12 protein-coding genes are annotated in these 12975 nt (G+C 24.7%); 6 read left to right on the top strand and 6 right to left on the bottom strand.

Features of this window, described 5'->3' with window-relative positions; genetic code table 11:
* The first annotated feature begins 151 nt into the window (after positions 1-151).
* The 3 genes from NBW53_RS02665 to NBW53_RS02675 all read left to right on the top strand — a co-directional run bounded on the left by NBW53_RS02665 (position 152) and on the right by NBW53_RS02675 (position 3166).
* Positions 152-1489: an MATE family efflux transporter gene (locus NBW53_RS02665; protein ID WP_250278578.1), complete on the top strand. Its 1338-nt coding sequence runs from the start codon at positions 152-154 to the stop codon at positions 1487-1489.
* Between the two features lie 92 nt (positions 1490-1581).
* On the top strand, positions 1582-2733 hold the full coding sequence (locus NBW53_RS02670) for a S41 family peptidase (protein ID WP_250278579.1): 1152 nt from the start codon (positions 1582-1584) through the stop codon (positions 2731-2733).
* Between the two features lie 61 nt (positions 2734-2794).
* The gene (locus NBW53_RS02675; protein ID WP_250278580.1) at positions 2795-3166 is read left to right on the top strand and encodes a RidA family protein; all 372 of its coding nucleotides are present in this window, start codon (positions 2795-2797) and stop codon (positions 3164-3166) included.
* Between the two features lie 177 nt (positions 3167-3343).
* Here the strand turns inward: NBW53_RS02675 and NBW53_RS02680 are convergent, their stop codons facing one another.
* The 5 genes from NBW53_RS02680 to NBW53_RS02700 all read right to left on the bottom strand — a co-directional run bounded on the left by NBW53_RS02680 (position 3344) and on the right by NBW53_RS02700 (position 8438).
* The gene (locus NBW53_RS02680; protein WP_250278581.1) at positions 3344-3883 is read right to left on the bottom strand and encodes a PTS transporter subunit EIIB; all 540 of its coding nucleotides are present in this window, start codon (positions 3881-3883) and stop codon (positions 3344-3346) included.
* A 130-nt stretch (positions 3884-4013) separates the two neighbouring features.
* Positions 4014-5408 (bottom strand): Asp-tRNA(Asn)/Glu-tRNA(Gln) amidotransferase subunit GatB, encoded by a 1395-nt coding sequence (gene gatB, locus NBW53_RS02685; protein WP_250278582.1) that lies wholly within the window; start codon positions 5406-5408, stop codon positions 4014-4016.
* 9 nt (positions 5409-5417) lie between these two features.
* The gene (gene gatA / locus NBW53_RS02690; protein ID WP_250278583.1) at positions 5418-6848 is read right to left on the bottom strand and encodes an Asp-tRNA(Asn)/Glu-tRNA(Gln) amidotransferase subunit GatA; all 1431 of its coding nucleotides are present in this window, start codon (positions 6846-6848) and stop codon (positions 5418-5420) included.
* A 22-nt stretch (positions 6849-6870) separates the two neighbouring features.
* Positions 6871-7050 carry a hypothetical protein gene (locus tag NBW53_RS02695; protein WP_250278584.1) on the bottom strand — a complete coding sequence of 60 codons (180 nt, stop codon included), beginning with the start codon at positions 7048-7050 and terminating at the stop codon, positions 6871-6873.
* A 245-nt stretch (positions 7051-7295) separates the two neighbouring features.
* On the bottom strand, positions 7296-8438 hold the full coding sequence (locus NBW53_RS02700) for a THUMP domain-containing class I SAM-dependent RNA methyltransferase (RefSeq protein ID WP_250278585.1): 1143 nt from the start codon (positions 8436-8438) through the stop codon (positions 7296-7298).
* 185 nt (positions 8439-8623) lie between these two features.
* Between NBW53_RS02700 and tgt the strand changes: the two genes are divergently transcribed.
* The 3 genes from tgt (at position 8624) to gap (ending at position 11567) form a co-directional block, all read left to right on the top strand.
* Positions 8624-9757 (top strand): tRNA guanosine(34) transglycosylase Tgt, encoded by a 1134-nt coding sequence (gene tgt, locus NBW53_RS02705; RefSeq protein WP_250278586.1) that lies wholly within the window; start codon positions 8624-8626, stop codon positions 9755-9757.
* Between the two features lie 28 nt (positions 9758-9785).
* Complete coding sequence (locus NBW53_RS02710; RefSeq protein ID WP_250278587.1) at positions 9786-10319, top strand: hypothetical protein; 534 nt, start codon at positions 9786-9788, stop codon at positions 10317-10319.
* A 246-nt stretch (positions 10320-10565) separates the two neighbouring features.
* Complete coding sequence (gene gap / locus NBW53_RS02715) at positions 10566-11567, top strand: type I glyceraldehyde-3-phosphate dehydrogenase (protein WP_250278588.1); 1002 nt, start codon at positions 10566-10568, stop codon at positions 11565-11567.
* 38 nt (positions 11568-11605) lie between these two features.
* Here the strand turns inward: gap and fliB are convergent, their stop codons facing one another.
* Positions 11606-12910: a flagellin lysine-N-methylase gene (fliB, locus tag NBW53_RS02720; RefSeq protein ID WP_250278589.1), complete on the bottom strand. Its 1305-nt coding sequence runs from the start codon at positions 12908-12910 to the stop codon at positions 11606-11608.
* Positions 12911-12975: the final 65 nt, after the last annotated feature.

Here is a 12975-nt window from a genome sequence, read left to right on the forward strand (position 1 = left end):
ACATATACGACATTAGAATAAAAAAAGTTTATATATAATATAATAATTTAGTTAAATAAAATAATTTATAAAAAAATAGATATAGTTGCAATTTAATTATTTTAATGATAAAATTTTTAATAAAAATTTTTATTTTAAGCAGAGGTGTTATATGAAAAATTTTTTTTCAGACAAAATATTTTTTAAAAATTTATTTTTATTAGTAATACCAATTATATTTCAAGAATTATTAAATTCTTCTGTAAATCTTGTTGATAACTTTATGATAGGACAATTAGGAGAAGTTGCAATTACATCTGTTGGTCTTGCAAACCAAATATTTTTTGTTTTTAACCTTATTTTATTTGGCATAAACAGTGGTGCAGCTGTGTTTGTAGGTCAATATTTTGGAAAAGGAGATTTTAAAGGAATACATAAAGTTATAGGAATTGGTATAATATTAAGCATTTTAAATGCTAGTATATTTGTTTTAGCTATTATTTTAGCTCCAGAATTTTTAATGTCTTTATATTCTAAAGATATAAATGTCATAGCAGAAGGAGTAAATTATTTAAGGGTTGTATGCCTTTCATATTTTGTTATATCATTTATTATGGCAATAAATGCAGCATTAAAAGCTATTAGAAAAACACATTTTCCTATGATAACAACATTTATAGCACTTATTACAAATATTATATTAAATTATTTATTTATATTTAAGTTAGGATATGGTGTAAAAGGGGCAGCTATGGCAACACTTTGTGCAAGGTGTGTTGAGCTTATATCACAACTTTTAATTATATTTGGAAAAAGACTTCCTATTATTACAAATATTAAAAATTACTTTAATTTTAATAAAAAGTTTTTAAAATCATATTTTGAAGTTTGTACACCAATTATTTTAAATGAAATAGTATGGGCTACAGGTGTGTCTATTTGTAATATGGCTTATAAATTTAGCGGTACAGATGCACAATCTGCTATACAAATAACAGGAACTATCCAAAATTTATTTGTTGTTATGGGTGTAGCTATAGGAGGTGGTTGTGGAATATTACTATCTAATGTACTTGGATATGGAGATATAGAAAAAGCAAAAGAGTATTCTAAAAAATGTATAATACTTACTGTTATTATAAGTAGTATTATGGGATTAATTCTTTTAGTTTTATCACCATATATAATTAATATATTTAATGTAAAAGACTTAGTAAAAGATTATACACACAAACTTTTAATAGTTGTTGCTGTTGGTATGATATTTAAAACATATAATTATACAACTATTGTTGGTATATTAAGAAGTGGTGGTGATACAACATATACAGCAATATTAGACTTTGCTAGTGTTTGGTTTATAGGTATTCCAATGGCATTTTTAGGGGCCTATATTTTAGATTTACCTATATATATAACATATGCTATGGTATATTCAGAAGAAATTGTAAAAGGATTTTTTAGTAGTGCTAGAGTTAAGAAAAATAAATGGGCTAAATCTTTAGTTTAAATTTGTTTATAAAATAAAGAATTTTATTAAAACTTAATAATAAAATAAATATATAATATTTTTATTATATATAAAAAGTAAGAGGTGAAAACATGAAAAATAATAAAAAAAGTTTTTTTACAGGATTTATTTTTGGGATGGTAGCTTTATTTGTTATAAATAGTTTTGTAACAAATATAAATTTAATTTATAAAAGATTTATAGCAAAAGAATTAACATTAAAGCAAAAAACAGCAGAAATACAATCAATAGTAGATAAATATTATGTAAATGACTATGATAAAGAGCTTATGGAAGAAACAATGTATAAAGGTATGATAGCTTCTTTAAGCGACCCTTACTCTTATTATCTTTCTAAAAATGAACTTAAACAATTTTTAGAAAGCACAGAGGGAAACTATGTAGGTATTGGTATAATGGTTAATTTAACAGAAGATGGAAAAATTAATATTAATAAAGTATTTAAAGGGTCTCCAGCACAAGAAAGTGGATTAAAAGAAGGGGATAAAATAGTAAAAGTAGAAGATGTTGTTCCAAATATAGAAAACTATCAAGAGATAATATCTAATATAAAAGGTGAAGAGGGTACAAAGGTAAAAATTACTATTTATAGAGAAGAGGGTAATAAAACATTTGATGTAAGTGTTACAAGAAAACATGTAGATGTTCCTACTGTGGAGTATAAAACTTTACAAGACAACATAGGATACATATCAATATCACAATTTGACCGTGTTACATATGAACAGTTTAAAGAAGCATTTGATAATTTATCTAATTCTAATGGGCTTATAATTGACCTTAGAAATAATCCAGGAGGGTTATTAACAACAGTTAATAAAATTACAGATATGCTAGTACCAGAGGGAACAATAACTTATATAGAAGATAAAAATGGTAATAGAGATTATCATAAATCAGATGCTAATTATTATAACAAACCTTTGGTTATACTTGTAAATGAAAATTCTGCATCTGCGTCAGAAGTATTATCAGGCGCTGTTAAAGATTTTGGTGTTGGTAAATTAGTTGGTAATACTACTTATGGAAAAGGTGTTGTACAAAATACATATCAAATAAGTGATGGTAGTGGAGTAAAAATTACTATGGCTAAATATTATACACCTAGTGGTATTTGTATAGATGGAACAGGAATAGAACCACATTATAAAGTAACTAATTTAGAAGGTAGTAATGAAGATTTACAATTAGAAAAAGCAATAGAAGTTATTAAAAATTGGTAAAAATAATTGACTAAAAAACAAAAAAAATATATACTATAAATAAAAACTTGGAGGTAAATTTATGAAAAAAATACATTCAGACAAAGCACCTAAAGCAATAGGACCTTATTCACAAGCTATGCTAGTAAATAATATTTTATATACATCTGGTCAAATACCTTTAAATTTAGATGGTGAAGTAGTAGGTAGTAATATAAGTGAACAAACAGAGCAAGTTATGCAAAATTTAAAAGCTGTTTTAGAAGAAGCAGGTACAAATTTTGAAAATGCTATAAAAACTACTTGCTTTTTATCAGATATGTCAAATTTTGCAGGATTTAATGAAATATATGCTAAATATTTTACTTCTAATCCAGCTCGTTCTTGTGTAGCGGTAAAAGAATTGCCAAAACAAGTTTTAGTTGAAGTTGAAGTTATTGCTTTAGTTAAATAATAAAAAATAAAAATAAGTTATATTGAGGTTGTAGCTAAAATCTACAGCTTCAATACAATAATATAATAAAAATTTTGTATGAAAAAAAGCCAATTTTCTAATAAAAGGTTTAAATCCTTTAAAAATTTGGCTTTTTAAATAATTTAAAGTAAATTTTCACAATTATTATAATTTTTATTAGATATTTTTAAGTTCTTTTTCTAGAGCGTTTCTTATTTCTTCAATTTTTAATCCATAAACAATATGAACATTATGCTCATCTATAACGATTACTTTACTAGCAAAGGTTTCACTTATTAATAAATTTTCATCTATTTTAGATACATCGTTTAAAACAAGTCTTAATCTAGTCATACAGTTTGTTAAATCTTTAATATTATCTTTACCACCAATACCTTGCAATATTTTTTTTACATTAACATCACCAACATAACCTTCGTTAGACTTTTCATTTTTTATAGCTTCATCTATAGCTTTTTTTATTTTTTCTACGTGTATTCCATAAACAACGTGAACATCATTTTCATTTATAATGATTTTAGTAGCACCAGTCTTTTTTATTAATAAATCTTCATCTATTTTAGATATATCATTTAAGACAAGTCTTAGTCTAGTTATACAGTTTGTCATAAATTTGATATTATCTTTACCACCAAGACCTTGTAAAATTATTTTAGCATAATCTTCAGTAGGGGAATTTAAATCAATTTTAGTCATACTATTACCTCCTTAATTTAATTTTAAAATATATCATTTTAATGTTTATATAAATTATATCAAAAAATAAAAAATTTTCAACTATTTTTAAAAAGTGTAAAATATATAAATTTAGTATACAAATTAATGTTTAAGTTATATGCTTTAATAATAATTTTTCTATAAGCTTTATATCACATTTTCCTTTAAAAGCTTTCATACATTGTCCTATTAAATACTTTAATGCTTTTTCTTTACCACTTTTATAGTCTAAAACACTTTTAGTATTTTCATTTATTATATTTATAATAGTATCTTCTATAAATTTTGTATCTTCTATTAAATACAAGTTATTTTCTTTTATAAAATTAATAGGATTAATATTATTAACTATTATTTCTAAAAATACTTTTTTATAAGTGTCTCTTGAGATTTTATTATCTAAAAATATATTTATAAGGCTTGATATATAATTAGTATTAAAATTTAAAGTATCAATATTTAAATTTTTTTCATTTAATATTTTAAATAGCTCGCTAGATATAAGATTTACAACTTCTTTAGGTTTATTTGTTTTATTTACTAATTCTTCAAATAAAGAGTTTATTTTAGGATTATATAGAACTATATTAATATCATCAATAGATAAATTATATAAATTTTTATAAATTTTTCGTTTTTCTTGTGGTAATGTAGGTATAGTTTTAGCTATATTTTTTATAAAATCATTAGATAAATTTATAGGTGTTATATCTGGGTCTTTAAAATAACAATAGTCATTAATAGATTCTTTATTTCGCATAAAAACAGTTTTATTGCTATTTTCATCAAATTTTCTAGTTTCTGTATTTATAGTTTTACCAGATTCTAATAATTCTATATGTCTTTTTATTTCATATTTAATAGCATTTCTTATAGATTTAAAAGAGCCTACATTTTTAATTTCAACTCTATTTCCCATAGGCTCATTTTCTTTTCTAACAGATAAGTTTATATCTACACGCATAGACCCTTCTTGGATTTTACAATCGGATATATTACAAAAAACTAAAATTTCTTTTAAAATATTTAAAAATTCTATAACTTCTTCTTCATTTTCAAAATCAGGCATAGTAACAAGCTCTAATAGAGGAACACCAGCACGATTATAGTCTATAATATTATTTTTACTTTTTCCTGCATCTTCTTCCATATGAATTTCTTTGATGTTTATATTTTTATTTGATAAACTAATATATCCATTTCTACAAATAGGATTAAAAAATTGAGTTATTTGGTATCCTTTAGGTAAATCTTTATAAAAATAGTTTTTTCTATCAAATATTATTTTTTTATCTATTATACAGTTTGTAGCTAAACCAGCTTTAACAGCAAGATATATAGCATCTCTATTAGGTACTGGTAAACTACCAGGTAGCCCTGTACAAATAGGGCAGATATTTTTATTTGGTATATCACCAAAGTTATTTTTACACATACAAAACATTTTATGTTTAGTAAGTAGTTCTATATGAACTTCTAAGCCAATATTAACTTTATAATCCATATCTTCCTCCTATTGTATGTTAGGTTTTTTTAGATGAAAATCTGTATTTTTTTGAAAGCATATTGCTACATTTAATATAAGGCTATCATTAAGATAGTTACCCATTAGTTGTAACCCTACTGGTATATTGCTTTTAGTAAACCCACACGGTATAGATATAGAAGGAGTACCTATTAGATTAGAACATACTAAAAATATATCTGTTTCGCTATCATCGTCAAAAGAAGTAGGAGTTTTAGGTGTTGTAGGTGATAATAAAATATCATATTTTTCAAAAGCCTCTTTAAATTGTTTAGCTATATAATTTTTAGCATTTATAGCATTTTTATAATAACTATTTTCAATATCTTTATTTTTTAATATAAAGTTTCCAAGCATTATACGTTTTTTTACTTCTATACCAAAGCCTTCTGTTCTAGATTTTATACACAATTCATTTAAACAATCTATATTTTCAGGTTTAAGCCCATATTTTATACCATCATATCTAGCCATATTAGAAAAGGCTAAAGCGTTAGATAAAATTTGATACGTAGGCATAGAATATTCTATAACGTCCAGATTTATTTCTTCTATTATAGCCCCCATATTTTTTAATATATTTATAGTTTTTAATATTTCTTCTTTTACTTCATCATCACTATATTCTATAAAATTTTTACAAACACCAATTTTTAGTCCTTTTATATTAAAATTTTCATCTATAAATTTAAAATTATCTTTTTTTATTGTAGTGCTATCATTTTTATCATATCCACTAATTATCTCTAAAGTTTTAGCACAGTCTAAAGCATCTTTAGTTATAGGTCCTATTTGGTCAAATGATGGAGCAAATGAAACAAGGCCATATCTAGAAACAAGACCATAAGTAGGTTTAATACCGGTTACAGAGCAAAAAGCAGAAGGTTGTCTTATAGAACCACCAGTGTCTGAGCCTAGGGTAAAAATTGCTTCATTATATGCTAAAGTACTAGCACAACCGCTACTAGAGCCACCAGTAGATTTTGTATTGTCCCAAGGATTTTTACAAGCTCCAAAGAAAGAAGTTTTACCGCTATTACCCATAGCAAATTCGTCCATATTAAGTTTACCAACAAGTATAGCTCCTGCATTTTCTAATTTTTGAAAGGCAGTTGCATTATAAGATGGAGTAAAATCTTTAAGCATATTAGAGGCACAAGTAGTTTTTATATTATTAGTGCATATATTATCCTTTATAGATATAGGTACACCTGCTAAAATAGGTAAATTTTCTTTGTTATCAAGCTTTTTTTGTATTTCTTTAGCTTTTTTATAGGCATAATCTTCACAAAAACATATATAACCGTTACTTTTGTTATTTATATTATCAAAAAAATATTTTGTAACTTCTAAACAACTTAATTCTCTATTTTTTATTTTATTACCAATTTGTAAAGCAGTCATATTGAAAATATTCATATAAGTTATCTCCATTTCCAAATTACATTATTTCATCTTCAATATTATTAAAAAATACTTCTTTTGTTTTAGGTAAATCTTTAAGTATATCACATTTTTTTAATATAGTATTAAAATTAGATATTATATAATTTTTTTCTTCTAACGTAAGGTTAATTTTCGAGCTATTTTCTAAAAGACTTATATCATTTTCATTTAACATTTTAACCTCCTAAAAAATTAATTTAAATTAATATATATAATAATATTATGTTAGAGGTTGAAGACTTTGTCTACAACATTTCAAAAAATAATTGCTTAAGGACTAAAGTACCTAGAAATCTAGCTTTTTACACAATACGAGGCAAAGCTTTATTTTGTGATTAAAATTTTTATACTTTTTATAAAAATAGTCAAAAATATTTTGTCTTCAGTCTTAGACATAATAATATTATGTAATAATTATTTTTATTTATTTTGTTTTGGTGGCTTTTCTCCAAAAAATTGATAATATTCAACTTTTACATTACCATTAAATAATTTTCTTTTTTTATCTGCCTTTCTACCGTATAAATTTTCAAATCCTTTGTGCGAGGTTAATACATATGTAGAAAAAGTTTTATTACTATTAAAAATTTTTCCCATATCTTTATAAAGTTGTTCAACTTCTTTTAAAACTCCAATACGTTCAGCATATGGAGGGTTACAAACACAAATACCATATTTAATATTTTTAATATTTAATTTATTTAATGGTTTTACTTCAAATCTTATACAATCATCAACACCAGCTATTTTTGCATTACCTTTAGCTATTTGTATAGCTTTTTCATCTATATCACTTGCGTATATTTCTGGACGATATGTTACATCTATCTTGCTATAAGCCTCTTTTTTTGCATCTTTCCAGTAAGACTTATCTATAAATTCCCAATTTTCTGAAGCAAAGCTTCTCATAAGACCAGGTGCAATGTTTTTAGCTCTCATAGCAGCCTCTATAGCTATAGTGCCAGAACCACAAGTTGGGTCTATGAGTATACGTTCTTTTTTATAGTAGCTTAAATCTATTAAAGCATTTGCTAAAGTTTCTTTTAAAGGGGCAGAAAGTTGATTTTCTCTATATCCACGTTTGTGTAGAGCAGTTCCACTTGTATCAAGTGTTATAGTAGCAGTATCTTTTAAAAGAGATACTTGTATTTTATATAAATTACCACTTTTTGAAAAATATTCTATACCTTTATATGTTAATTTTAATTTTTCTACAATAGCTTTTTCTGTTATTTTTTGACAGGCTGGAACGCTAGATAGAGTAGATTTTAAGGATTTACCAGACACAATAAAATTTGCATCTTTTGGTAAAAAATCTGCCCAATTTACAGCTTTAACTCCTTGAAATAATTCTTCAAAAGTGGTAGCTTTAAATTTTGCCATTACAATTAATATTCTGTCAGCACTTCTAAACCATATATTAGCTTTAGGTATGTCTTTTATTTCACCAGTAAAATTTACAATACCATCTTCTACGCTAATGTTTGAAAATCCTAAATTTTGAGCTTCTCTTTTAACAATAGCTTCAAGCCCAAAAGTTGTTGTTGCAATAAAATTTATCATAAAAATTCTCCTAAATATAAGTAATTTTGAATAACTAAATAAATTATATATTAATAAAACAAATTATTCAACAATATTGATATATAATTAAAAAAATTAATATTAAAATAGTAAATAAGGCTTTATTATATAAAAAAAATATTGTATAATGAGATTATTAAAATAAATAAAGTAGAGGTTTAATTATGTATAAACTATTAAAAACAGAAGGAAGAGCTAAGCTTGGTGAATTTCACACAGTACACGGAATTATAAAAACACCAGTGTTTATGAATGTAGGTACTATAGCAGCTATAAAAGGAGCAGTTTCTACAGAAGATTTACAAGGGATAAAAACACAAGTAGAACTTTCTAACACATATCACTTACATTTAAGACCAGGAGATAAAGTTGTAAAAAAATTAGGCGGTTTACATAAATTTATGGTTTGGGACAAGCCTATATTAACAGATTCTGGTGGGTTTCAGGTATTTTCTTTAACAGGTCTTAGAAAGATAAAAGAAGAAGGTGTGTATTTTAATTCACATATAGATGGTAGAAAAATATTTATGGGACCAGAAGAAAGTATGCAAATACAATCTAATCTTGCATCTACTATTGCTATGGCTTTTGATGAATGCCCTCCTTATCCAGCTACTAGAGAATATATGCAAAATTCTGTAGATAGGACTACTCGTTGGTTAAAAAGATGTATAGAAGAGATGAATAGATTAAACTCTTTAGATGATACGATAAATAAAAAGCAAATGCTTTTTGGAATAAATCAAGGGGGGACTTATTCAGATATTAGAATAGAACATGCAAAAGTTATATCAGACTTAAACTTAGATGGATATGCAGTAGGTGGTCTTGCAGTTGGAGAAACACATCAAGAAATGTATAGAATATTAGAAGATGTTGTACCTTATTTACCACAAAATAAACCAACATATCTTATGGGAGTTGGCACTCCAGAAAATATTTTAGAAGCCGTAGATAGAGGCGTAGACTTTTTTGATTGTGTTTTGCCAGCTAGAAATGGTAGACACGCTAATGTATATACTAACAAAGGTAAGTTAAATCTTAATAATGCTAAATATGAGCTAGATGATAGACCAATAGCAGAAGATTGTAATTGTCCTGCTTGCAAAACTTATAGTAGAGCTTATATAAGACATCTTTTTAAAGCTAAAGAAATGTTGGCTATGAGATTATGTGTTTTACACAATTTATATTTTTATAATAATATGATGGAAGAAATAAGAGAAGCTTTAGAAAAAGGTGAATTTAAAGCATACAAAAAAATGAGATTAGAAGGATTTAAGGAAAGTGAAAAATAATCTTATATAATATAAGGAAAATATAATAATGTTAAAAAATGAGTTAATAAAAGAAATTAAAAATAATTTAAAATTAAAAAATGAAAAGGTACTAAATAAAATTTTATTAACATTGATAATAATATTTATTCCTTTTTATATTACATTTAATTTTCCTATATTTTCTATAATGTTAAATAAAATAGAACTAATTTTAACAATATTTACAGTATTAATATTTATTTTATTATGGAGAAGTACATTAAATATAACAACTATCATTAGTACAATGTTATGTATAAGTATTTTTACATTACACCCGAAATTACAAGGTGTTTTATTAATAAGTCTATTATTTTACTTATTAAATAAAAGATATGTGTTTATATATAATATTACATTTGTATTAATTAGTTTAGGTATATTATGTAGTTTTATTTTAGAATATGGTGAAGTATCAAACCTACAAAAATTTACCATAACAAATATAGTATTAACATTAATTTTTATGCCTATATTAATATTAATAACAGTTATATTATTAGAAAAGGCTAGAAAAGTAAAAATTAATAAAAAAATATAAAAAAATGAGGTGTTATTATATGAAAGTAACAAGTGTTGTTGTAAGTTCAGTAGCATTATTAATAAGTGGGTGTGCTTTAGCTTTGTCTATTGTATCACTTGTTCACAAAAGAAAATAAAAATAAAAAAATCGTTAAAAAAATGTTTATCTTATTAATAATTTATGCTATAATGTTAATATAGTTGTTAAAAATTAGTAATATTATTAATTTTTAACTTCAATCTTTAAAATTAGGAGGACTTTAAAATGATTAAAGTAGGTATTAATGGTTTTGGACGTATCGGTCGTCTTGTATTTCGTGCTTCAATTGAAAGAGATAATTTAGATGTTGTTGCAATAAATGACCCATTTATTGACCTTGAATATATGGTTTATATGCTTAAATATGACTCAGTTCACGGAAGATTTGATGGTGAAGTTTCTATCAAAGGTGACAAACTTGTTGTTAATGGTAAAGAAATCACTGTATTCCAATGTATGAACCCAGAAGATATCGCTTGGGGCGAAGCTGGTGTTGAATATGTTGTAGAATCTACTGGCGTATTCACTACTGTTGATAAAGCATCTGCACATTTTAAAGGTGGTGCTAAAAAAGTTGTTATATCTGCTCCTTCTGCAGACGCACCTATGTTTGTTATGGGTGTAAACCACAAAGAGTACAAATCAGATATGAATGTTGTATCTAATGCATCTTGTACTACTAACTGTCTTGCACCTTTATCAAAAGTTATCAACGATAAATTTGGCATAATCGAAGGTTTAATGACAACTGTACATGCTACAACTGCTACTCAAAAAACAGTTGATGGTCCATCTAAAAAAGACTGGAGAGGTGGACGTGCTGCTGCTGCTAACATAATACCTTCTTCTACTGGTGCTGCTAAAGCCGTTGGTAAAGTTATTCCAGAATTAAATGGTAAATTAACTGGTATGGCATTTAGAGTTCCAACTACTAACGTATCTGTTGTAGACTTAACTTGCCGTCTTGAAAAACCAGCTACTTATGAAGAAATTAAAGCAGCTGTTAAAGAAGCAGCTAATGGTGAATTAAAAGGTATTTTAGGATACACAGAAGATGATGTAGTTTCTACTGACTTTATCCATGAATACTGTACATCTGTATTTGATGCTAAAGCAGGTATTGCATTAAATGATAATTTCGTAAAATTAGTTTCTTGGTATGATAATGAGTGGGGCTATTCAAATAAATGTCTTGATTTAGTTTCTCATATGGCATCTGTAAACTAATAGTTTATATAGTAAAAAACCACCTAAATGGTGGTTTTTTATGCACTTTTTATTAATATAGCTAAAAATGCTAAACTATCAATTTCACTATTTTTAAATGCATTTAATATTTCTAATAATTTACTAGGTTGGTCAGCACAAGTTCTACCAAATACAGTACTTATTCTATGCAAGATATTTTCATTTAATGTTTCTTCTTTTGCTAAATATCCAGATAATAGACCTTTGTAGAAAATATAATTAAAAATAAATATAATACAACATTCTTTGATAGAGTTTTGACCATTAAAAGGAAATCCTTTAACAAAAAATAAATTTACAAAAATATTTTCTATAAAATATTCTTTATCTTTCATTAATTTATTTCTATTTTCTTTATATTCATTATATAAAGGTGAAAAAGTATTATTTTCTTCAGTTACTATTTCTAGATAAGCTTTAAATAAAGTTAAAATTACTTTTTTTGTTTCTAATATAAGACTTTTTACACCAAAATTGTTTGTATTAGAATCTAGAACTTTTAAAACTATATCTAAAAGTAAATATTGTTGTTGTTTTTTTAAATTTAATATTGGTTCATATAGCTGAATATTATTAAAAAAGTTATTTATATAGTTTGGAATAGAACTAAGATTATTATTTTTATTAAATTCATCTATTTTAAACATAAATATACTAAGCAAAATCATTCGATTATCTAAAGATAAATTTCTATATTGTAAAATTTCTAAACAAGTTATTCTAATATCGTCAAAATAATTTAAAATTAGTTCTTTATTTTTGGATAAATCTACGATATAAAAATCACTATCTTTATTATTAACTTCTACAAGTTCAAATGAAATACCATCTTTTATATTATATAAAAGTTTACTAACTTCTTCACAACCTATAGATAATGAACGTTCATAGTTACTAAATATATTGTTGGTAACTCTTGGATATATTTTACATGTAGTACAAAGACCATCTTCACCTAAAGCTTTATGAATTTTACAAAGTTTATTTTCATCTTGAAAAGGACAAAAACTTAGATATATATCTTCAGTTATTTCTTGTTCAATACCATCTTCTATAGTAGTGTAATCTATTTTAATTTTTTCTTTTATATGGACAATTTTACCATAATTATTATTATTTAATTTACTTCTATTTTTTTTAATATATTTATTTAATAAATCTACTAAGTCGTTAGGATATTTAACATTACGATATTTAAAGTAGGTATCTTTATCTACAGTTATTCCCCAATTATAACTACAACAATTTATTTCACAGTTATTACCAGAACATTTAAAATCTTTATAAAAAGTTGGTTGTAAAAATGTATATTTATTTTTCATAAGCATTCTCCTGATATTTATTTTAATTTTTATTATATCATATTAATAAATTAATTAAAATAGAT

Origin of the sequence: [Clostridium] colinum, from assembly GCF_940677205.1 — a bacterium.
In the GTDB taxonomy this organism is placed as follows: Bacteria; Bacillota; Clostridia; order Lachnospirales; family CAG-274; genus Tyzzerella; species Tyzzerella colina.

Bases quoted from the DNA above. Each gene is read 5' to 3' on its own strand.
- NBW53_RS02675 (WP_250278580.1), top strand. From the start codon at position 2,795: ATGAAAAAAATACATTCAGACAAAGCACCTAAAGCAATAGGACCTTAT.
- NBW53_RS02700 (WP_250278585.1), bottom strand. From the start codon at position 8,438: ATGATAAATTTTATTGCAACAACAACTTTTGGGCTTGAAGCTATTGTT.
- gap (WP_250278588.1), top strand. From the start codon at position 10,566: ATGATTAAAGTAGGTATTAATGGTTTTGGACGTATCGGTCGTCTTGTA.
- fliB (WP_250278589.1), bottom strand. From the start codon at position 12,910: ATGAAAAATAAATATACATTTTTACAACCAACTTTTTATAAAGATTTT.
- NBW53_RS02680 (WP_250278581.1), bottom strand. From the start codon at position 3,883: ATGACTAAAATTGATTTAAATTCCCCTACTGAAGATTATGCTAAAATA.
- gatB (WP_250278582.1), bottom strand. From the start codon at position 5,408: ATGGATTATAAAGTTAATATTGGCTTAGAAGTTCATATAGAACTACTT.
- NBW53_RS02665 (WP_250278578.1), top strand. From the start codon at position 152: ATGAAAAATTTTTTTTCAGACAAAATATTTTTTAAAAATTTATTTTTA.
- gatA (WP_250278583.1), bottom strand. From the start codon at position 6,848: ATGAATATTTTCAATATGACTGCTTTACAAATTGGTAATAAAATAAAA.
- NBW53_RS02695 (WP_250278584.1), bottom strand. From the start codon at position 7,050: ATGTTAAATGAAAATGATATAAGTCTTTTAGAAAATAGCTCGAAAATT.
- NBW53_RS02670 (WP_250278579.1), top strand. From the start codon at position 1,582: ATGAAAAATAATAAAAAAAGTTTTTTTACAGGATTTATTTTTGGGATG.
- tgt (WP_250278586.1), top strand. From the start codon at position 8,624: ATGTATAAACTATTAAAAACAGAAGGAAGAGCTAAGCTTGGTGAATTT.
- NBW53_RS02710 (WP_250278587.1), top strand. From the start codon at position 9,786: ATGTTAAAAAATGAGTTAATAAAAGAAATTAAAAATAATTTAAAATTA.